Source organism: Streptomyces capoamus (assembly GCF_014654935.1).
In the GTDB taxonomy this organism is placed as follows: Bacteria; Actinomycetota; Actinomycetes; order Streptomycetales; family Streptomycetaceae; genus Streptomyces; species Streptomyces capoamus.
The window spans coordinates 265,393-282,830 of the sequence record NZ_BNBF01000003.1 but is presented as its reverse complement, the minus strand read 5'-3'; the positions used below and the strand labels follow the sequence as shown (position 1 = coordinate 282,830).

The following is a 17,438-nucleotide window of genomic DNA, read 5'->3' as shown; positions in this document are numbered from 1 at the left end:
CGACGTCATGCTCGAATCCGGGGACGGCACCACCTACCCCGAGCCCGGCACCGACCCCCGGGCCGTCATCACCGCGTTCCTGAGGAGCCTGCGCCACGGGCTCGACAACCCCGCCACCGCCAGTGCGCTGATGGCCCTGGCGGCCCAGGCAGACCGTGACCCCGGAGCCGCCCACGCCCTGGCGAAGATCAGCGAGGACCGCCACCACGCCCTCAACCGGCTCCTGGAACCCTCCGGCACCCAGATATCCGCAGACGACTTCGCCCAGCTCGTCGGACCGGTCATGTTCCGGCGCTTCCTCGACCGCCGGCCCGTCACCGACGCCACCATCGACACCGTGGTCACCCACTGGCTCACCAGCACTCGGCAACCGGACGGCCTCCCCTCCTGACGACGAGGGCGGTAACCACCGGCCGGCCGCAGGGCTACGGGCCGAGCGGCTGGAGGAGTCGGTCGGGCACCGTTCGCGTCAGGCCGCCGGCGCGCGGGGCACGTCCCGGGCGTTCTCCCAGTGCCGGTCGAAGTAGGACTTGAAGTAGGACGCCGCCTCGGTGTCCTCGATCCGCATGCCCTGCACCCGGTCGCCGACGGTGAAGGCGAGGAACACCGCGCTCGTGTCCATGATGGCCATGCTCATCAGGTCCGCCTTGATGGGCCAGGTCACCTCCCGAATGCTGTAACTGCGCAGGTGACGCGTCTCCTCCCGGTGCTGCGCGGTCCACCTGGTGTGCGCCCGGGAGGTACCGATGCAGAACAGGCGCTTCACCGAGCCGCCGGCCGCCGCCCAGTCGAGCACCGCCTGGAAGTAGTCCGCGAAGGGTGCCGTCGACTCGCTGAAGTCATCGGGCGTTCCGATCCGCATGTACCAGGTGTCCAGGTGACGGGTACCTCGTGTGACCAGGTAATCCGTAGCCGCCCTGTAGAAGGACGCCGCGTCCGGGTAGTGCTCGATGCGTGAGGAGTTCACCTGGTCGAAGTCGTGTGTCGCAGCCGTTCGACCTCCGCCCTGAGACTTCCCAGTTCGCGGTGGGAGGCCGTGAGCGGCACGAGGGTGCGGAGGATCGCGTACACCGCTGTGAACAGGAACGGCATCTGCCAGGCCGCGGAGAGCCCGAAGAGCGCCGCGGTCGCCGATCCGCACACGGCGACCAGACACGCGACGGCCAGTCCCCGCTCGTCCCAGCGTTCGAACCAGCTCCCCGGCTCCGACGGGGAACCTGAACCAGCCATGCCCACCTCGCACCTCCCGGTGCTTCACACTGTGACGCCCGACACCTACCGCTGAATTCCGCGTTCCAACCGTGTCCCGGCCCACTCGGGTCCCGGCCCGGTGAGCCGCTGGGAGATCGACTCCACCGACGCTGGTTCGGCCCCTGGGCCACGGTGCTCGCCGGCCTCCCGGTGCACCTAGGATTGCCAGGGTGATGGCAAGAACCAGTGACATCGAGAAGGCTGCCGGCGTGCTGCGCGCCGGAGGGCTCGTGGCGCTCCCGACCGAGACCGTCTACGGTCTGGGTGCCAACGCCGAGGATCCCACCGCTGTCTCGCGCATCTTCCAGGTCAAGGGGCGTCCGCCCTCCCACCCGCTGATCGTCCACATCGGCGGCGCGGACCAGCTGGACGACTGGGTCGAGGAGGTGCCGGCGACGGCGCGTCTGTTGGCCGAACACTTCTGGCCGGGTCCGCTGACGCTGGTCCTGCGGCGCGGTCGCCGGGTGCCCCTGGAAGCGACGGGTGGCCTGGAGACGGTGGCCGTGCGCGTGCCCGACCACCCCGTCGCCCTCGCGCTGCTGTCGGCCTTCGGCGGTGGTGTCACCGCCCCGTCCGCCAACCGTTTCGGCCAGGTCAGCCCCACCACCGCGCAGCACGTCCGTGCCGAGCTCGGTGACGGCGTCGACTTCGTGCTGGACGGCGGTCCCTGCCAGGTCGGCGTCGAGTCGACCATCGTGGACGCCACGGGCGAGGTCCCGAGCATCCTGCGTCCCGGCGGCGTGACGCGCGAGGACCTCGAAGCGGTGCTGGGACGCCCGCTCACCGTCCACGCGACGAGCCGTGTCCGGGTGCCGGGCCAGCATCCGTCCCACTACGCGCCGCGTGCGCGAGTCGTCCTGGTGGAGCCCGAGGCGGTCGTCGCCGAGGCGGAACTCGCGCAGGAGCGGGGACACCGGGTGGGCGTCTTCCTCCCGCCCTCCCTCACTGACGCTGCGGTGAAGGCCCACGCCGTGGCGGCGGTACCGGCTTCCATGAACGCCTACGCGCGCGGGCTGTACGGGCTGCTGCGCGAACTGGACCAGAAGGGCTGCGACCTCATCTTCGCGTCCCTGCCGGCCGAGGAAGGGCTGGGGCTCGCGATCGCCAACCGGCTCCGCCGCGCCGCGGGGCCCCGGGAGTCCGCATAGCCGGGATCGGCTGGTACTGCCCGCGCGACTAGGGCGGTAAGGCGGTAAGGCGGTATGGATCAGTATCTGACGCGGCAAGGGCCGTGAGGGCCAGGATCCGACGTGGTCGGGGTCGTGACGGCCAGACCCCGAGACGGTCACGCCGTGACGGCCAGGGCTCGGGGAGGTCGCGGCCGTAGCAGCCGGAGCCTCGCGGCCGGGAGGGCGACGGCCGGACCCCGGCGCCGCCGAGGTGCGGCAGCGGCCAGATGCCGGGGGCGGCCGGGACCGGCCTCACGGTCGCGACCGCAGCGACACGAGCCCGGGGCGCTCGGGACCGTGGCGACCGGGCCCTGGAGCGGTCGGGACCGCGTGGGCAGCCCCGGCCCGGTAGGGGTCGCCTGGCCAGACCCCGGCGCGGCCGGGGCGCGGTGGTGGCCAGGGCACTCGCGGTCAGAGCCGTAGCGACCGGAACTGGCCGGACCCCGCACCGGGGCAGCTTTCTCCCGGTCGGACCCGCAGCGGCGACCCTCGCGGGGCCCTCTCCCGGAGCTCCGCAGCGGCCAGGGTTCTCCAGGCGAGCCGCGTGGCCAGACCCTCTCCACGAGAGCCGTGACGACCGAGTCCCTCACGGTCGGCCCCGCAACACCAGGCCCCTCGCCGCCGCAGCCCGCGCCTCCGGAGCACTCGCGGTCAGACCCGCGCCGACAGCCCCCTCGCCACCGCAGCCCTTGCCGCCGGGCCCTGCGCGGTCATTCCCGCACCGCAGGACCCCTCGCCGTCAGACCCGCGCCGCCGGACCCCTCGTCGCCGCAGCCCATGCCGCCGAACCCCTCGCCGCCAGGCCCTTCACGGTCAGACCCGTGCCGCCGGACCCCGCGCCGTCAGACCCGCGCCACCGCAGCCCTCGCCGCCGGACCCCTCGCGGTCGAACCCGCGCCGCCAGCCCCTCGCCGTCAGACCGCGCCGCCAGCCCACTCGCCGTCAGGACGCGGTCGGCACGGCCCTCGTCGTCAGGACGCGGTCGGCAGGGCCAGGTCGAGGCCCCGGGACGCGACGACCTGCGCGCTGCCGTCGGCCAGGCGGTAGCAGAGGCCCACCACCGCGGCCTGACCGGCGGCGACCTTCTCGGCGAGCCCGCGGGAGCGGTCCAGCAGCAGGTCGACCGTGTGCCTTATGTGCTCGGCGAGGATCTCGTCCGGCTCGACCCGGCCGGCGGCGCGCGCCGCGAGCACGCTGGGCGTCACCCGCTCGACGACGTCCCGGACGTACCCGGCCGGCGTCGTGCCGTCCTCCACCGCGGCGCACGCCGCGCCGACCGCGCCGCACGAGTCGTGACCGAGCACCACGACCAGCGGACAGCCCAGCACGTCCACGCCGAACTCGATGCTGCCCAGCACCTCCGGACCCGCGACGTGACCCGCGGTGCGCACCACGAACAGGTCGCCCAGGCCGCGGTCGAAGATGATCTCGGCGGCCAGCCGCGAGTCGGAGCAGCCGAACAGTACGGCGAAGGGCTGCTGGGACGGTGCGGTCTCGGCGCGGCGCGTGGCGTCCTGGTTCGGGTGCTCGGGGGCGCCCGCGATGAAGCGCTGGTTACCGGCCAGCAGCAGCTCGAAGGCGTCGCGGGGCGTCGGGGTCTTGATCTCGCTCATGTCGGCAGCTTAGGACCCGGCGGGAGGCGGCGCACCGCCTGGCCGCGCGGTAAGCCCTTTCTGTCTACGCCGTCACACACCGGCCGGGTCGGCGGGCGCGGAAGCCGGACCTTCCGTAGATTGAAAGCGAGCCACTGGCAGGAATGCGCGTGACACCGAAGATCGATTACGCAGGCGTGTTCGCCGCCCTCCCGAGCCCGTGCCTGGTGCTGGGCACGGACCTGGTGATCGCCGATGCCAACCCGGCCTTCTGCGGGGTGACCGGCCGGAGCCGGGGAGAGCTGGTCGGGCAGTACCTCTTCGACGTCTTCCCGGACAACCCCGCGGACCCGGAGGCCGACGGGCGGAACACCCTGCAAGCCTCGCTGCACCGTGTCCTGTCCTCCGGCCAGACGGATCACATGGCGTTGCAGAAGTACGACATCCCGGTCCCCGGCAACCCCGGGGTCTTCAAGGAGCGGTGGTGGACCGCGATCAACGTGCCGGTGTTCGGCCCGGACGGCAAGGTCGCCTGGATCATGCACCGGTCCGAAGACATGACCGACGTCATCCGCGCCCGCCGCGCCGCGCTGGCGCCGTCCGTCAGCCCCGGCCGGGAAGCGGCCATGGAGGCCGAGCTCTACGCCCGGGCGCGGCAGCTCCAGCAGCTGAACGAGGAACTGCGGCAGGCCCATGCCCGTGAACGGCGCGTCGCCGTCGCCCTCCAGGAAGCGATGCTGCACTCCCCCGACCTGATCCAGCACCCGAACATCGCGGTGCGCTACCTGCCCGCGACCGGATCCCTGAACGTGTGCGGCGACTGGTACGACGCGGTCGACCTGCCCGGGGACCGTTTCACCGTCACCGTCGGCGACGTGGTCGGCCACGGGCTGATCGCCGCCACCGTCATGGGCAGGCTCCGCAGCGCGCTGAGCGCGGCCACCCGCACCGTCCACGGCCCCGCCCAGGCGCTGGAGGTCCTCGGGCTCTACGCCCGCTCGGTCGACGGAGCGCTGGCCGCCACCGCCGTCCAGGTCCTGGTCGACTGCCACAGCCAGCTCCTCATCTACAGCAGCGCCGGCCATCCCCCGCCGGTCCTCCTGCACCCCGACGGCTCCTGCCGGCTGCTCGACCAGGCCACCGACCCGCCCCTGGGCGCCCGTCCCGAGCACGTCCCGCGCCCCCAGGCCAACACGACGTACCTGCCCGGGGACACCCTGGTCCTCTACACCGACGGCCTGATCGAACGGCGTGACGAGGACATCGACGCCGGTCTGGCCCGCCTCACCTCCACGCTCACCACGTGCACGGGGTTCGGCGCGGAACACCTCGCCGACGCCCTCCTCTCCCGCCTGGGCCTGGCCGGCGGCGCCGATGACGACATCGCCATCGTCGTGGTCCGTCTGGAGCGGTCGACGCGACCGTGCTGACCGGCCGACGTCGCCGTCGTGGCCCCGTGGGGGCCATCGGGGCGGCCACCGGGGTGGGGTCGGCGGCCGGCCCGGTGCGGGTGCCACGGCGAGGACCGCACTCCGCGGATCCGGTGCAGGCGAAGCCGTCCGCGTCAGGACCGGCGGTCCTCGGCGGCCGTCTGCCGGGGCGTGGTCCAGCCGTGGCGGACCCCGGACGGCTCGCGATCGTCCGTCCTGGTCACCTCGGGCGTGTCGAAGGCCTGGGTCAGGACGAGGCTGCGCAGGGTGGCGTAGCCGAGGAGGACGGTGGCGGAGACGGTGACGTACAGGCCGAGGAGGTCGTCGCTTCCCGTGCCGTCACCGGTGCGGAGCACGTGTACGAGGCACCAGGTGCTGAGCAGGGCCAGCACGGCGCACACCGGCCACAACGCCCGGTGCGTGCTCCGCCGCCGCCGTACGTCGGCCGTGGACCGGAGCACGACCCGCAGCCGCGCGTCACAGTGCTCGCAGGACTCAGCCGTCTCGTTCGGCCGGTCGGCGAACCGGTCCAGGCTGCCCGCCCTCGCGCTGACCAGCGTGGCCGTACGTGTGCTGTCACCAGCCTGACCCGTCACGTAGGTGTGCGTGACGCTGTACCGGAACCGGTCCGAGATCTCGCTCGCCACGGCACCTCCGCGTTCTGCCTCGCTCCCCGTCCCCTGCGGGCTTCCTTCCCCTTGCGGGGAGTTCGCACCCGTGGGTGGTACGGGAAGTGCCGCGAAGCCGTGAGGTTCGCGCGACAGGCGGGAGGGCCGGTACCACACGGGTACCGGCCCTCCCGCCTGTCGTGCCGTCAGTCGGCCTGCCGGATTCCGGTCGGGCGACGAGCGGCGCGGCGACCGCGCTCATCCTTCGGGCCGCGGATCAACCCTTCGAACGGCGGCAGGCGAACCACGCCACGACGGCCACGCCCGCCGCGGCCAGCAGCGCCTTCCGGTTCCTCTGCGCCAGCTGAAGTCCCTGGGCCGTGGTCTGCCGTACGGGCTCCGGTGCCTTCTCCTCCCACAGCTGACCGGCCTGGGCCGCCTTGGCGCGGGCCTGCTCGGCGGCCTGGGCGGCACCGTCCTTGACCGGGTCGGGCAGCCGGTCCTGCGCCTGGTGGGCCAACTCCGCGGCCTTGGCCTTGAGTTCGCCCGCCTTGAGGGCGGCCTGCTCCTTCAGCTCGCCGGCCTTCGCCGCGGCCTGCTCCTTGACCTCGGCGGCCTTCTCCTGGGCGCGTGCCTTGACGTCGGTCTTCGCTGCGAGCGCCTCGACCGTCTCCCCGAGCTCGGCCCGGGTCTGTTCGACCTGCTCGCGCAGTTCCTCGGGGCTGGCTGCGGTGGGCTCGTCGTGCGGAGGCTGGGTCATCGGTGCGCACTCTCCTTGATCTCGGCCACGTCGGCCTTCACGTTCTCGATCGTCTGCTCGGGTGTGGGCGGCGCGGCCTGCTCTACCTGCTTCTTTCCGCTTATGGCCATCATCGCGGCGATCACACCCAGCACGGCGGTGACGATCAGCGCGGCCGCCCACACCGGCAGCGGCACCGCCAGCGCGGCGATCGCGGTGGCGACCAGCGCCTGCAGCGTCAGGAAGCCGACGACTCCGGCACCGCCGAAGAGACCGCCCCCCTTGCCGTAACGCTTGCCCTTCTGCTTCATCTCCGCCTGCGCCAGGCGCAGTTCGCCTCGCACCAGTTCGGTCAGTTGTTGCGATGCGCGTTGCACCAGCTCGCCCACCGGCTCCTGACCGGCACGGTCCGTGCTCTGGCCGGATCCGGCATGGTGCGGGTATGTGCTTGACACGCGGTCACCTCCGTTCCCGAGTTGTGTGCCGGCCGGGCCTCACCCTGCGCCCGGCCGTCCATGACCGCGCGGGTACCCCGTACGGGCCGGTTCAGGTCGAGCAGCGTGGTCCGGTCGGCCGCCCTCACGCGAGACGCCGGCACAGGAGCAGACGGGGTGCGCGACGGGTGAGCCAGGCGGCGGCCAGGCCGATGGCGGCGCCGGTCACCACGTCGCTGGGGTAGTGAGCTCCGCTCTGGACCCGCTCGAACGCCACCATGGCGGCCGGCAGGGCGCACGCGGCGCCGGCGGCCGGCCACGCCGGTGTCACGGCGGCGGTGAAGGCGACCGCGGCGGCGGTGTGCCCGGAGGGGAAGGAGGAGGAGTCTGGGCGGTCGTCGACCTCGTCGTGGGGGAACCACTCCTTCGGTGGCCGGGGCCGGTCGGCCAGCTGTTTGCACAGACCGTTGGAGACCAGCTGCGCCACCGTCAGGGCGGCCAGGCCGCCGGCCGCCGCCCTGCGGCCGCGCCATCCGCCCAGCCACGCCATGGCGGCGGCCGCGCCGCACCACAGCTTCGTGCTCTCCGCGGCCTCCTCCACCGCCGACAGCATCTTGCCGGCACCGGGCGGGGTACGGTGTGCCGCCCGGATGCTCAGCGACCGATCAGCATCGCTCAGTCTTTCAAGGAGCCTCATATGACGGCGGATGTCCCGCGGGCCGACACCTCACACCCGTGATCACCCATGCTTCGTGATCACCGTGCTCACCCGTGATCCACGGGAGATCGGTCACTCCTCGCCCAGGCGACGCCGGTCCTCCTCGTCCCAGGTCCGGGTGTCGCGGGGCTGGGTGTACGGCTCGGTGTCGGGCGGCAGACCGCCGGCGATGGCCCGCTGTCGTACGGTCTCGGCGTCAAACTCCAGACCGAGCAGGATCGCCAGGTTCGTGATCCACAACCAGACCAGGAAGACGATGACGCCGGCCATGGTGCCGTAGGTCTTGTTGTAGGAGGCGAAGTTCGCGACGTAGAACGCGAATCCCGCGGAGGCGATCATCCAGATCAGCAGGGCCAGGAAACTGCCCGGCGTGACCCACCGGAACCCCTTGACCTTCGCGTTGGGGCTCGCCCAGTACAGGATCGCGATCATGACGGTGACCAGGATCACCAGGACGGGCCACTTGGCGATCGACCAGGCCGTCAGTGCCGTGTCCCCGATCCCCAGCGCGGTCCCGGCCCTGCGGGCCAGGCCGCCGGTGAACACCACGATCAACGCGCTGATCACGGCCAGCACCATCAGGACGACGGTCACCCCGACGCGGATCGGGAGGATCTTCCACACCGGGCGGCCCTCCGGCATGTCGTACACGGCGTTCGCCGCGCGGATGAAGGCCGCCACGTAGCCGGAGGCCGACCATACGGCCAGGACGATGCCGACGACCGCCATGATCGAGCCGACGCCCGCGCTGCTCTGCAGCTGTTCCACGGCCCGGGTGATGATGTCCCTGGCCGAGCCGGGAGCCAGTTTCCTGATGTTGGCCAGCACCGAGTCGGTCGCCGACTTGCCGGTGATGCCCAGCAGCGACACCAGCACCAGCAGCGCCGGGAACAGCGACAGCACCCCGTAGTACGTCAGGGCCGCCGCTCGATCGGTCAGCTCGTCGTCCTGGAACTCGCGCAGCGCACCCTTGAACACGGCGCCCCAGGCCCGTTTGGGGAGCTTCGTCGGCGTGTCCGGTGCCCGGCGCTCCACGTCCGGTCCGGGCCCGGCCTCCCCGGGTGCCGCTTCATCGGCTTCCGCTCCGGCTTCCGGCCGGGCCGGTTCCTCGGCTCCCGATCCGGTTTCCGGCCGGGCCGACTCATCGGCTCCCGATCCGGTTTCCGGCCGTGCCGGTTCCTCGGGTGCCGGCCCGGTTTCCCGAGTCCTCGGCTCCTCGTGTGCCCGTTCGTCGTCGCCACCGTGGTGTGCGTCCCGCCCTGGAAGATGCAGCCTCGCCATATCCGCCGGGTAACCCCTCGTGGTCCCGTCTACGCCTGCGGGGGGCGATCGACCGTCGTGTCGGCGGCCCTCCGGAGGTCCCACCGGGGGGGGCGTGCGCGGCCTGGTCGCATTGATCGGGGAGGCGCAGGCGTGCGGACGGCGATCGCGGGTACGCGCGGGCGTATGAACGGGGTGGCGAAGGCGGTGGGGATGCAATCAATCCTTCTTGACGAAAAGGGCCTCATGGTCCAGGAACCGGAACTGTGGCAGATGTCGGCCGCGCTGGACGGCGACGGCTCGTGCATCGCGGAGGCCCGGCACCTCGCGGCCGACTTCCTCGGACGGCTGCAGGCCGAGCACGACGTCCCCGTACCGCAGCGCGCCAAGGACCTCACGCAGCTGGTGGTCAGCGAACTGGTGACGAACGCCCGCAAGTACGCCCCCGGCCCGGTCCTGCTCGACCTGCGCGTCACCGACACGGTGATCGAGGTCGCGGTCTGGGACAGCGACCCCGTGCTCCCGGTGGCCCGGGCCGCCGATCCCGGCCGCGTGGGCCAGCACGGACTGGAGATCGTGATGGCGGTCGTCCAGGGCTTCGAGGCGCGGCGGGAGCCGGTCGGCAAGCGCATCACCGCCCGCATCGCCCTCGTGGACGACCCCGACGGGGGTTCGGTCCGCCGGCCCTGAGGGGCGGATGCGGATGCGGCCTGGAACGCCCCAGCTCCCCGAGTCCGGACTCGGGGAGCTGGGGCGCCGGGCTGTCGTACCGCTTCGATCAGGCCGCGTCGCGGTGCCGCGGCGACCGATCGGCCGGATGACCCGGACGACGTGACCGGCCCGCGCTGTGGACCAGTCGGAGATGACGGCCACGGGCATGGCGGGCCACTCGTGGACCACCCTGCAACCAGCCCTCGACGCGGTCCAGTCCGTACAGCAGCAGGCTCAGCACAGGGAGCAATAACACGGCGACGGCGATCACGGCGACAGATCCCTCCGGGAGGCGACATGTCACCGGGTTTCCAGCACGCGCCCGGTCAGCGGCGGACCGATGTGAAGGTCTGGTGACCACCTGGGGACGAGCGCTCACCCACGGGGCCCGCCACGGGCTCCGCCCACTCACGAGCATGCTTTGCACACTCAGGAGCATGGAATGCGGTGGCGAGCGCATCCGAAAGGGCATGGAGTGCGTGATCTATCAAGAGCAGACGGGTGAGCAGGAACAGATCGACTGCCGGCAGGCGGACGAGGGATGCCGGGCCACCCTGGACCGCCTGGCGGTGCTGAAACCGGACGAGTTCGCCTGGATCCGCATGGACGAACCCCGCCAGGAGGAGCTGCAGCGGCTGGGGGAATACCTCGAACTGCATCCCCTGGCGATCGAGGACGCGGTCCAAGCCCATCAGCGGCCCAAGCAGGAGCGCTACGGCGACGTCCTGGCGGTCGCGGTGAAGACGGTCTGGTTCGTCGAGCGGAGCGCGGACGTGGAGACCGGCGAGGTGATGGTCTTCCTCGGACCGTCCTTCGCGCTGACCGTGCGGCACGGCGCCGACGATCCCACGGTGGAGGCGGTGCGCCGGCTCGCCGCTCAACCGGACATGACACGGCTCGGGCCGGTCAGTGTGCTGCACGCGGTGACCGACGTGATCGTCGACGCGTACGCCGAGGCCGCCGCCCAGATCCGTACGGACCTGACGGAACTGGAGCGGTGCGTGTTCTCACCGGCCCGCGACGACCTCACCGAACAGATCTACTCGCTCAAACGCGAGGTGGTGGAGTTCCGGGACGCCATCCAGCCCCTCGTGCCCGTCATGCAGCCCTTCACCACGGCGCGTGACGAATGGCCGCGGCAGGTCCTGCCGTACTTCCGTGACGTGACGGACCACCTCACGCGCACCGACACCGAAGTCCGTGCCCTGGACGACCTCCTGGCCTCCGTCCTCGACGCCCACCTCGCCAAGGTGGGCACCTGGCAGAACGACGACATGCGCCGCATCAGCGCCTGGGCGGCCATCTTCGCCATCCCCACCATGGTCGCCGGAATCTACGGCATGAACTTCTCCCACATGCCCGAACTGGACTGGCGCTACGGCTATCCGTGCGCGCTCGCCGTGATGGCCCTCGGAGCGGGACTGCTGTACCGGGCCTTCCGACGCAACGGCTGGCTCTGACCGCGCACCACGTCGCCGCCCGCCCGTTTCCCCGCCATGGGTGCGACGGGCGGGCGCGGGGCGCATGCCGGGGCCGGGGCCGGGGGGGCTCACCCGGGCCGTCAGGAGAAGAAGTCTGCGAGGGAGGACGCGAGTGCCTCCGGGGCCTCCTCGGCCACGTGGTGCCCCGAGTCGATGCCGTGACCCCGGACGTCCGGTGCCCACTCGCGCCAGATCTTCACCGGGTCCCCGTAGAGGTCCTCCAGGTCGTCGCGGAGCGACCAGAGGATCAGGGCCGGGCACCGGATCCGTACCCCGGCGGCACGATCGTCCTCCTCGTGCCGCGGGTCGACGGTGAGGCCGGCCCGGTAGTCCTCCAGCATCGCCCGCACCACGTCCGGGTTCCTCGTGGCCGCGCGCCACTCGTCGTAGTTCTCCTGCCCCATGCTCCGGGGGTCGCCGCGGTACCAGCTGTCCGGGTCGGCGTTGATGACTCGTTCGGGGATGTCCGGCTGGGCGAAGAAGAACCAGTGCCACCACTGCGTGGCGAACTCGGTCGTGATGCGGGACAGGTGCTCGGTGAGGGGCAGACCGTCGATCAGCGCCACACGCGAGACCGCGTCGGGGTGGTCGAGCGCGAGGCGCAGCGCGACACTGCTTCCGCGATCGTGCCCGGCCAGCGCGAACCGGGGATGGCCGAGGGAGCGCATCACCTCGACCACGTCACCGGCGACAGCCCGCTTCGAGTACCCGGTGTGGTCCGCGGTGGGTGCCGGGCCGGTGGACCGGCCGTATCCCCGCAGATCCGGACAGACGACGGTGAACCCGCTCCGGACGAGGAGGGGGGCGACGCGATACCAGGTCGCGGAGGTCCGGGGGTGGCCGTGCAGCAGCACCACCGGCGGCCCCTCCCCGCCGTGGCGGACGAAGATCGACGCGTCCTCCACCCGCACCCGGGTGGTTGCGAAACCCTCGAACAAGACCCTGGCCTCCCGTCCTCTCGACACACCGCCCCACCGGCCCCGGCCCTAGTTCTTCTTCTCGGCCTTCCCGGCCTTCTTCTCGGCCTTCCCAGCCTGTTTCTCGGCCTTTCCGGCGTGCTTCCCGGCTTTCTCGGTCTGCTTCTGGTGGAGCTTCTCGGGCTTGCTGGACTTTCCGGATCGCCGGTGGGCAGCGCCCGCTCCCCTCTGGCCACGCGCTTCGGTGCCGGATGTGTCCGGGGTGCTCGGGACCCGGGTGGTGGCGGCCGTCTCCCGCTCCGTCACAGCCCGGACGGGGACGGCTGCGGACGTTACGGCGGAACCGGCGTCCTGAGGCCGTCCTGCGGGGGCCTCGCGACCGGAGGGTTCGGCCGGGGCGGAACGCTCCTCGTGGCCGGGGACGGACGTGCGGGGCGTACCGTCCGCCACGGAGGGACTCTTCATGACACGTGTCTCTGTGGGGTGAGCGGATCCGTCGGACACGGCCATCGTGGCGGCCACGGCAGCCGCCAGCGCGGCGGCCGTGCCGGCGACCAGGTGGCGTCCGCGCGGTGGCACGGTTTTCGGTGCGGCCGTGCCGGCGATGCCGGCGGTGCTCGACGCGTACGAGTGCGTGACCTCGGCCCGCGTCGGCGCCTGCCGGGGCACCAGGCTCGCGACGTCGGCCGGGGGTGCGACGGGCCTGTTGAAGCCCGTGGTGCCGGCGAGGGCGGCCAGAGCCCGGGCGCAGTCGTCCGTCGACGGGCGGTCCTGCGCCTCGAGCGCGGTCATGTCCCCCAGCAGGGAAGCGAGTTCCGCCGGCAGGGAGTCGGGCAGTTCCGGCCGCCGGTGGAGCCGCGCTATCGCGGACTCCAAGGGCGCACCGTCGTACTCCAGCCGGCTCGTGACGCATTCGAGGAGGACCAGCCCCAGGGCGTAGACATCGGCGGCCGGCCCCACGGGCCGGCCGAGCACCTGCTCGGGAGACAGATAGGCGGCCGTGCCGATGAGCGCGTCGGTGGTGGTCTGGGTGGTGGCGTCCAGGAGCCGGGAGATGCCGAAGTCGGTCAGGTGCGGGCGCCCGGACCCGTCCAGGATGATGTTCGAGGGTTTCACGTCCCGGTGGACGATCCCCGCGTCGTGCGCGTGGGCCAGCGCCCGCGCCAGGTCGGCTCCGAGGGCGGCGGTCTCCCCGGGCCCCAGGGGGGACGCGGCGATGCGTGCCTTCAGCGTAGGGCCTTCGATCAGCTCCATCACCAGAAAGGCACGCCCGTCGTGCCGGCCGGCGTCGTAGACGGTGACCAGGCCGGGGTGCTGCAACCGGGCGAGGATCACCGCCTCGCTGTGGAAGCCGTCCTCTCGGTGTCCGCCGCTGCCGACGTGGAAGACCTTGACGGCCACCGGTCGTTTCAGACGCAGGTCGAAACCACGGTGGACCTCGCCGGCGCCGCCCGAACCGATGACCGCGTCCAGGCGGTACCGGCCGCCCAGTACGTCCGCGGAGCACCGGAACGGCGCCAGAGCCGACTGGCGTAGCTTCATGTCACATCTCCCACTGCTTCCCCGGGTGCTGCCCACGTGAGCGCCCGCAAGAGGGCACCGCACACGCGTACCCATGAGGTGCCGGAGTACCCCTGCACCCCGCCCCGCGACCCGGTCGGTGGGACTGTCGGTGCCACGGACGAGGGGGCGGCCCCGGGGGCAGGGAGCGGTGACGGCAGCTCAGGCGGCGGTGACGGCGGGTCAGGTGGCGATCGTCGCCAGGCCGGCGATGCCTACAAGATAGATGACCACCGCGGCGATGCTGTCCACGCCCATGCGGGCGTACTGACGGCGTGGCCGGAAGACGAGCCCCGCCATGTAGACCACCGTCAGAATGATGCCGAGCGCGGTCAGGTAGATGTCGGTGTCGTGCGCGGCCGGCAGCACCGGCTTGCCGGAGATGAGGGTGGCGAGCAGGAACAGCACCGGCAGGAAGGCGTTGCCGCCGAAGATGTCGCTGACGGCGAGCTGGTAGTCGCCCAGTTTCGTGGAGGTCAGGCCGGTGCTGACCTCGGGCAAGGAGGTGGCCGCCGCCAGCACGGTCGCGCCGAACAGCACACCGCTCAGCCCCTGGCGGCCGAAGAACTCCTCACCGCTGCGCTCGATCACGACACCGGCGATCAGCGTGGCCAGCGCGGAGACACCGAACACCAGTCCGGCGCGCGCGGTGCTCACACCCTTGTCGCTGGCAGCCTTCTCCTTCTTGCCCTTCGAGTGGCCGCGTGGCTCGGGCTGGCTGTCCGGGGCGTCGCCGCCCTCCCGCCACGGCAGGCCCCGGCCGGCCCGGTCGAGCAGCACGAGGCCGATCACCCAGAGGACGGCGATCGCGACCGAGGCGGGGGCGAGGCGCGCGGCGTGCAGGTCCGGGGGGAGCTGGGTGCCCATCACAACCACCGCCAGTACGGCCACGACCATGGCGCCCTCGAGGACCAACTGGAGACTGGCCGCAAGGCGGGTCAACGGGGCGCGCGGCCGGACCCCTGCCGCGTCCAGGACCGCCAGGACGACGGTCTGGATGGCGATGCCGCCCAGGATGTTGCCGACCGCGACGTCGAGTTGTCCGGCCATCGCCGCGCTCGCGGTGATTGCGATCTCGGGCAGATTCGTCGCGATCGCCAACAGGATGAGGCCGCCCAGCGCGCTGCCGAGGTGGAGTCGCTCGGCGAGCACGTCGGTGGTGTCCGACAGCTTGATTCCCGCGATCCAGATGACGGCCGCACTGGCCACGAACAACGCCAGCAGCAGCGGCGAACTCAGAGATCCCATGCGGCTGGGAGTACCCGTGGATCCGGGGCGGAAGCAGCGGGCACGCCCGCGGTTGTCCTGGTCGGCGGAGTGTGCCGGGGACACCGGCCGGTCAGCACGCGGGGCGCCGGACGACGGCGTCAGGTGGCGGTGGGCCAGGCCCGCAGCAGGACGGCGATCTTGCCGGCCGTGCAGGCGGGGTCGAGGAGCAGGTCCTTGAGGGCGATGGCGTCCTCGCGGACGGGCTTGACCGGGATACCGGCGGCTTCGAGGTACATCACGCCGGTGGCGGCGGCGACAGCCAGGTTGGAGCGCTCCAGCCAGCGGCACCGGCCGAGCGTGTGCACGAGGGCGGCTGCCTTGGCGTAGGGGCCGTCGTAGACGGGCTGCTCGAACAGCTCCGCCCGGTGCCGGGCGACCGCCGAGAGGGGAACGCCGTAGTCGTCGGGCGCCGGGTCGTTCGCACCGGCGGCCTCGGCGACCTGGAGGATCCAGGGGACGTCGATGTGCAGTTCCATCAGGCCGCACGCGCTCCCGGAGGCGCCTGCTGGGCTCGTTCGGCCTCGTCGAAGATCGACTGGTGGTCGGCCAGGAACCTGGCGGCCGCGTCGACGGCGCGGGCGCGCAGACCGCTGGCGTCGTCCTGCACGAGCCGGGCGAGGTAGTCGCCGATGCTCAGTCCCAGGTCGGCGGCGCGTTTCTTCGCGAGTTCCGCGACGTCCTCGTCCACGCGCGCGCCCAGCTGTGTCTTCGCCATACCGGCATGGTAACAGCTGTTACCACGCTTGGCACCGGCCGGTCACGCCCCGGCCCGGTCCCGAGCGGCCGGACGACCGCCAGATCAGGCGTCGGGCGCGCCGGGGCGCGAGGACGCCTGGGCGTCGCCGCTGTGGGCGGCGAGAGCGGTTTCGAGGCGTTCGAGTACGGCGAGCGTCTCGCCGCGCTCGGCGTCGGTGAGGTCGCCGGCGACGTAGTCCTCGAGGCGGGCCCAGAGGTCCTCGACCTGCCGGCGCAGGGCCTGGCTCGCGGCGGTGGCTTCGACCAGGACGGAGCGCTTGTCGCTGGTGGAGCGGACGCGGCGGACGAAGCCGGCCTTCTCCAGGCGCTGGATACTGCGGGTCATCGTGGCGGCGTCGGCACCGACGTGCCGGGCCAGATCGGTCTGGCGCATCCGGCCGCGGTCCCACAGCTGCATCATGACCAGCTCCTGGGCCGGGTGCAGGCCGACCTCGCGCAGCAGTTGGCCGGCGAGCATGCGGTGCAGGCGGGCCACCCGGAAGATCGTATGGCTGATCGGCCCACGGCGTGCGGCCTCGGGAAGCTCCCCGGTCTCGGGGACCTGGGGCGTCGCCTGGGGCATTGCCTCGGATTCCATGGTGCTGCCTGCCGCTTTCTCCCGTGTGGCCGCCGCCCTTGCGGTCGTCCTGGCGGAGGCCGGCCGTGGGAGCCCAACCGGGACCGGCTCCCGCGGGCAAGCCCCCGGGCCCGCCTCCTGGAAGCACAGGGTATGCGCTGCTCAGGCGCGGCGTGCCCGGTGGTCGCGGGTCCGTCGCGGAACCGTCAGGCGCGGGCTTCCTCCAGCGTCGGGTAGTCGGTGAACCCCTTCTCGTCGCCGCCGTAGAAGGTGGCGGGATCGGGGGTGTTGAACGGGCCGCCCCGGGCCAGCCGGGCGGGCAGGTCCGGGTTGGCGAGGAAGAGGGCGCCGTAGGCCAGCAGGTCGGCGGTGCCGTTGTCGAGGAGTTCGAGCTCGGCCGGACCGGTGGGCTGCCGGCCGGTGAAGGGGTTGAGGATGAAGGTCGCGGGCCAGGCCTTGCGCAGCCGGTATGTCAGGTCACGCATGCCGGCGGCCTCCAGCTGGTGCAGATAGCCGAGGTTCAGCGGGGCGAGGGCCTCGACCAGGGCGGTGTAGGTGGCCTCCAGGTCGGCGGTGTCGGACTCGTCGATGTCGTTGAAGGGGTTGCCCGGGGAGAGCCGGAAGCCGACCCTCTCCGCACCGATGGCCTCGGTGACGGCCCGGGCGGTCTCCACGGCGAAGCGGATGCGCTTCTCAGGGCTGCCGCCCCATGCGTCGGCCCGCTGGTTGCTGTTCGGGGCGAGGAACTGGTGGATGAGGTATCCGTTGGCTCCGTGCAGCTCGACGCCGTCGAAGCCGGCCTCGATGGCGCCTCGCGCCGCGGTGACGTAGTCGTCGATGGTGGCGCGGATCTCGCTGTCGGTCAGTTCGTGGGGGATGACGAAGTCCTGAGGGCCTTCGTGGGTGTACACCTGCCCGGCCGCGGCGACGGCGGAGGGGCCGACGGGCTGCAGCCCCGTCAGCACGGGGTGGCCGACCCGCCCCGTG

Annotated in this window: 19 protein-coding genes and 1 pseudogene; 5 read left to right on the top strand and 15 right to left on the bottom strand. The window is 72.2% G+C overall.

Features of this window, described 5'->3' with window-relative positions; all coding sequences use genetic code 11:
* The coding region (locus tag IE312_RS39160) for a TetR-like C-terminal domain-containing protein (protein ID WP_229899231.1) at positions 1–391 on the top strand (391 nt) is incomplete at its 5' end.
* 78 nt (positions 392–469) lie between these two features.
* Here the strand turns inward: IE312_RS39160 and IE312_RS07170 are convergent.
* On the bottom strand, positions 470–967 hold the full coding sequence (locus IE312_RS07170) for a hypothetical protein (RefSeq protein ID WP_189979402.1): 498 nt from the start codon (positions 965–967) through the stop codon (positions 470–472).
* A complete protein-coding gene (locus IE312_RS07165) occupies positions 964–1,230 on the bottom strand; it encodes a hypothetical protein (protein WP_189979401.1) in 267 nt (88 codons plus the stop codon). Before IE312_RS07165 ends, IE312_RS07170 begins: the two co-directional genes overlap by 4 nt.
* Positions 1,231–1,424: 194 nt before the next feature.
* On the opposite strand from IE312_RS07165, the gene IE312_RS07160 reads away from it, so the two are divergent.
* On the top strand, positions 1,425–2,399 hold the full coding sequence (locus IE312_RS07160; protein WP_189979400.1) for an L-threonylcarbamoyladenylate synthase: 975 nt from the start codon (positions 1,425–1,427) through the stop codon (positions 2,397–2,399).
* A gap of 992 nt (positions 2,400–3,391) precedes the next feature.
* Here IE312_RS07160 and IE312_RS07155 read toward each other — a convergent pair.
* Positions 3,392–4,033, bottom strand: coding sequence for a carbonic anhydrase (locus tag IE312_RS07155; RefSeq protein WP_189979391.1), 642 nt, complete (start codon positions 4,031–4,033; stop codon positions 3,392–3,394).
* 149 nt (positions 4,034–4,182) lie between these two features.
* Here IE312_RS07155 and IE312_RS07150 point away from each other — a divergent pair, with 149 nt between their 5' ends.
* Positions 4,183–5,442 carry a SpoIIE family protein phosphatase gene (locus IE312_RS07150; RefSeq protein ID WP_189979389.1) on the top strand — a complete coding sequence of 420 codons (1,260 nt, stop codon included), beginning with the start codon at positions 4,183–4,185 and terminating at the stop codon, positions 5,440–5,442.
* A 134-nt stretch (positions 5,443–5,576) separates the two neighbouring features.
* Here the strand turns inward: IE312_RS07150 and IE312_RS07145 are convergent, their stop codons facing one another.
* The 5 genes from IE312_RS07145 to IE312_RS07125 form a co-directional block, all read right to left on the bottom strand.
* Complete coding sequence (locus IE312_RS07145; protein ID WP_189979380.1) at positions 5,577–6,089, bottom strand: hypothetical protein; 513 nt, start codon at positions 6,087–6,089, stop codon at positions 5,577–5,579.
* A 238-nt stretch (positions 6,090–6,327) separates the two neighbouring features.
* Complete coding sequence (locus IE312_RS07140; RefSeq protein WP_189979377.1) at positions 6,328–6,810, bottom strand: DUF3618 domain-containing protein; 483 nt, start codon at positions 6,808–6,810, stop codon at positions 6,328–6,330.
* Positions 6,807–7,178, bottom strand: a complete 372-nt coding sequence (locus IE312_RS07135; RefSeq protein ID WP_189979376.1) for a phage holin family protein — start codon at positions 7,176–7,178, stop codon at positions 6,807–6,809. The genes IE312_RS07140 and IE312_RS07135 overlap by 4 nt, the downstream gene beginning before the upstream one ends.
* Before the next feature lie 190 nt (positions 7,179–7,368).
* Positions 7,369–7,920, bottom strand: a complete 552-nt coding sequence (locus IE312_RS07130; RefSeq protein WP_189979375.1) for a phosphatase PAP2 family protein — start codon at positions 7,918–7,920, stop codon at positions 7,369–7,371.
* Between the two features lie 93 nt (positions 7,921–8,013).
* A complete protein-coding gene (locus IE312_RS07125; RefSeq protein WP_370467524.1) occupies positions 8,014–9,222 on the bottom strand; it encodes a YihY/virulence factor BrkB family protein in 1,209 nt (402 codons plus the stop codon).
* A gap of 225 nt (positions 9,223–9,447) precedes the next feature.
* On the opposite strand from IE312_RS07125, the gene IE312_RS07120 reads away from it, so the two are divergent.
* Positions 9,448–9,891, top strand: coding sequence for an ATP-binding protein (locus IE312_RS07120; RefSeq protein ID WP_318298421.1), 444 nt, complete (start codon positions 9,448–9,450; stop codon positions 9,889–9,891).
* Positions 9,892–10,382: 491 nt separating this feature from the next.
* Positions 10,383–11,372 (top strand): magnesium and cobalt transport protein CorA, encoded by a 990-nt coding sequence (locus IE312_RS07115; RefSeq protein WP_189979772.1) that lies wholly within the window; start codon positions 10,383–10,385, stop codon positions 11,370–11,372.
* Positions 11,373–11,473: 101 nt separating this feature from the next.
* Here IE312_RS07115 and IE312_RS07110 read toward each other — a convergent pair whose 3' ends face one another.
* The 7 genes and pseudogenes from IE312_RS07110 to IE312_RS07080 all read right to left on the bottom strand — a co-directional run.
* Positions 11,474–12,331 (bottom strand): alpha/beta fold hydrolase, encoded by an 858-nt coding sequence (locus IE312_RS07110; protein WP_189979372.1) that lies wholly within the window; start codon positions 12,329–12,331, stop codon positions 11,474–11,476.
* Between the two features lie 48 nt (positions 12,332–12,379).
* A complete protein-coding gene (locus tag IE312_RS07105; protein ID WP_189979371.1) occupies positions 12,380–13,852 on the bottom strand; it encodes a serine/threonine-protein kinase in 1,473 nt (490 codons plus the stop codon).
* 201 nt (positions 13,853–14,053) lie between these two features.
* Entirely contained in the window at positions 14,054–15,118 is a 1,065-nt protein-coding gene (locus tag IE312_RS07100; protein WP_189979370.1) for a sodium:calcium antiporter, read from the bottom strand.
* Positions 15,119–15,237: 119 nt separating this feature from the next.
* Entirely contained in the window at positions 15,238–15,615 is a 378-nt protein-coding gene (locus IE312_RS07095) for a fic family toxin-antitoxin system, toxin component (protein WP_189979369.1), read from the bottom strand.
* Entirely contained in the window at positions 15,615–15,854 is a 240-nt protein-coding gene (locus tag IE312_RS07090; protein WP_189979361.1) for a hypothetical protein, read from the bottom strand. Before IE312_RS07090 ends, IE312_RS07095 begins: the two co-directional genes overlap by 1 nt.
* A gap of 84 nt (positions 15,855–15,938) precedes the next feature.
* Complete coding sequence (locus tag IE312_RS07085; protein WP_189979359.1) at positions 15,939–16,472, bottom strand: MarR family winged helix-turn-helix transcriptional regulator; 534 nt, start codon at positions 16,470–16,472, stop codon at positions 15,939–15,941.
* 185 nt (positions 16,473–16,657) lie between these two features.
* Positions 16,658–17,438 (bottom strand): annotated as a pseudogene (locus IE312_RS07080) (oxidoreductase); the annotation flags it as partial.

Excerpts from the sequence above, each read along its gene's own strand:
- IE312_RS07165 (WP_189979401.1), bottom strand. The coding sequence starts at position 1,230 with ATGGCTGGTTCAGGTTCCCCGTCGGAGCCGGGGAGCTGGTTCGAACGC.
- IE312_RS07160 (WP_189979400.1), top strand. The coding sequence starts at position 1,425 with ATGGCAAGAACCAGTGACATCGAGAAGGCTGCCGGCGTGCTGCGCGCC.
- IE312_RS07155 (WP_189979391.1), bottom strand. The coding sequence starts at position 4,033 with ATGAGCGAGATCAAGACCCCGACGCCCCGCGACGCCTTCGAGCTGCTG.
- IE312_RS07140 (WP_189979377.1), bottom strand. The coding sequence starts at position 6,810 with ATGACCCAGCCTCCGCACGACGAGCCCACCGCAGCCAGCCCCGAGGAA.
- IE312_RS07130 (WP_189979375.1), bottom strand. The coding sequence starts at position 7,920 with ATGAGGCTCCTTGAAAGACTGAGCGATGCTGATCGGTCGCTGAGCATC.
- IE312_RS07125 (WP_370467524.1), bottom strand. The coding sequence starts at position 9,222 with ATGGCGAGGCTGCATCTTCCAGGGCGGGACGCACACCACGGTGGCGAC.
- IE312_RS07120 (WP_318298421.1), top strand. The coding sequence starts at position 9,448 with ATGGTCCAGGAACCGGAACTGTGGCAGATGTCGGCCGCGCTGGACGGC.
- IE312_RS07115 (WP_189979772.1), top strand. The coding sequence starts at position 10,383 with ATGGAGTGCGTGATCTATCAAGAGCAGACGGGTGAGCAGGAACAGATC.
- IE312_RS07105 (WP_189979371.1), bottom strand. The coding sequence starts at position 13,852 with ATGAAGCTACGCCAGTCGGCTCTGGCGCCGTTCCGGTGCTCCGCGGAC.
- IE312_RS07100 (WP_189979370.1), bottom strand. The coding sequence starts at position 15,118 with ATGGGATCTCTGAGTTCGCCGCTGCTGCTGGCGTTGTTCGTGGCCAGT.
- IE312_RS07095 (WP_189979369.1), bottom strand. The coding sequence starts at position 15,615 with ATGGAACTGCACATCGACGTCCCCTGGATCCTCCAGGTCGCCGAGGCC.
- IE312_RS07090 (WP_189979361.1), bottom strand. The coding sequence starts at position 15,854 with ATGGCGAAGACACAGCTGGGCGCGCGCGTGGACGAGGACGTCGCGGAA.
- IE312_RS07085 (WP_189979359.1), bottom strand. The coding sequence starts at position 16,472 with ATGGAATCCGAGGCAATGCCCCAGGCGACGCCCCAGGTCCCCGAGACC.